We start from the raw sequence: 1780 nt of genomic DNA on the forward strand, positions 1-1780 counted from the left end.
GCAAAGCTGATGTCTGTGACCGCTCTCTCCATTCTGGGAACCGTTCTGGCCGTGGCGTTTCTGGCGGTCGCGGCGTGGTGTGTTTTCCCGCTGCTGGGCCATGCCGTTCCCTTTACATGGTGCATCGTGCTCGGCGCTATCCTCGCTCCGACAGACCCGGTTTCGGTCGTGGGAATGCTGAAACGTCTGGGACTGCCAGGACCGCTACAAGCCGTCTTTGCGGGCGAGAGCCTGTTCAATGACGGCGTGGGCGTCGTCATTTTCGGTGTGACGATCGGGCTGGCGACTGGAGACAGTCAAGAGGTGGGCGCTTCTGAGATTGCCATGAGCTTCTGCCGCGAAGCGCTCGGTGGTGGTCTTCTTGGAGCGATAACCGGGTGGATCGCGCTTCGTGTGCTCAAGGCGCAGCGTGACCCGCATATCGATCTGCTGACCTCGCTGGCTCTGGCGACCGGAACCTTCAGCATCGCCAATCAGCTGGGGATGTCCGGAGCGATTGCCGTCGTCGTGGCCGGACTATGTTTCGGAACCAGTTACAGCCATTCCGTTTTCGATGAAGTATCCCGCAAGGAACTCGACATTGCATGGACGCTGATTGACGAAGTGCTGAACGTGCTCCTGTTCATGCTCATTGGCTTTGAAATATTGGAGATCACGCCGCATCTGTTTACGGTGCTGGCGACGCTTGCCGTGATCCCGCTGTCTATTGCCGTGCGGGCATTGAGCGTGCTGTTCTCCACCCTGCCGGTTCATCTCCGGCAGTGGGAACGGGGCCGTGTTCTCGGTATCCTGACATGGGGCGGCCTGCGTGGCGGCATCTCGGTTTCTCTGGCGCTTGGCCTACCACCCGGAGACCTGCGCGACCTGCTACTCCCTGTTTGCTATGGTGTCGTGGTGTTCACCATCATCGTGCAGGGTCTGACCATGGAGCGGGTCGCCCGCAGGCTCTATCCGTCAATCGCTTCCCGGTCGCAATAATGCCCTCCTCCCTTCTCCCGGTCTCGATTTCCGCCCGGCGGGTTCTCATTCTCGGGCTTGTCGCAGGCTATGTGGATGCCCTGAGTTTCGTCGATCTGAGCGGTGTCTTTGCCGGCGCGATGACCGGCAATACCACGCATATGGGCGCCTCGTTTATCAGTGGGAACTGGCAGCACGGCCTGCTTCTGATGGGTGTGCTGGGCGTATTTTTTCTTGCCGCTATTCTGGCCAGCCTGATGCGGCTGTTATGGTCGCCAGCTTGCGGGGTCATGGTCATGACGATCTTCATGGTTCTGGCGCAGGCGGTTCAGGGATCGTCCCTGCGTTACTGGGGAGAATTTCTCGTGCTTCCGGCACTTCTGGCCGTGCAGGGCGAAACGATCGCGAAATTCTCCGGCACGCCCATGCCCACGATCGTCGTGACGACAAACCTGTTAAAAGCCGCATCGGGAATTGCGGAATGGATGGCGTCATGGATTGCGCCGGACAGGAACATTCGCCCTATCGCAGGAAGCATTTTTCTGCCGCTACTTTCGTGGGGGGCTTTTCTGGCAGGCGTGATGGCCGCCGCTACGGGACTGGCCTTGCACGGTAGTTTTCCGTTCCTCTGGCCCGTCCCTTTCCTTGTCTTTCTATACCGGGATATCTGGAAAACGGAGCGTTCCGGGCAGGACGATAATTGAACACCCTGTCTGACAGGTCAGGATCAGACGCAGGACGTAACGCGTTTATGATGCGAATCTGCCTCTCGGTCAGGTCAGATTTTCATGCCTGACAGCCGACATTCAGCTTCCCCCCCAAA

General features: G+C 58.9%; 2 protein-coding genes. Both read left to right on the forward strand.

The genetic code is table 11. The annotated features are described in order from the left end of the window. Window positions 1–978: cation:proton antiporter (locus APA10_RS11805; RefSeq protein ID WP_035367767.1), on the forward strand; the 978-nt coding region annotated here is incomplete at its 5' end. Further along, the gene (locus APA10_RS11810) at window positions 978–1661 is read left to right on the forward strand and encodes a YoaK family protein (RefSeq protein WP_003618716.1); all 684 of its coding nucleotides are present in this window, start codon (window positions 978–980) and stop codon (window positions 1659–1661) included. The genes APA10_RS11805 and APA10_RS11810, both read left to right, overlap by 1 nt. Window positions 1662–1780 lie beyond the last annotated feature (119 nt).

Source organism: Acetobacter pasteurianus subsp. pasteurianus LMG 1262 = NBRC 106471 (genome assembly GCF_000285275.1).
Classification (GTDB): Bacteria; Pseudomonadota; Alphaproteobacteria; order Acetobacterales; family Acetobacteraceae; genus Acetobacter; species Acetobacter pasteurianus.

What these genes read in the sequence shown, in the direction of transcription:
- APA10_RS11810 (WP_003618716.1), top strand. Translation starts at nt 978, where the DNA reads ATGCCCTCCTCCCTTCTCCCGGTCTCGATTTCCGCCCGGCGGGTTCTC.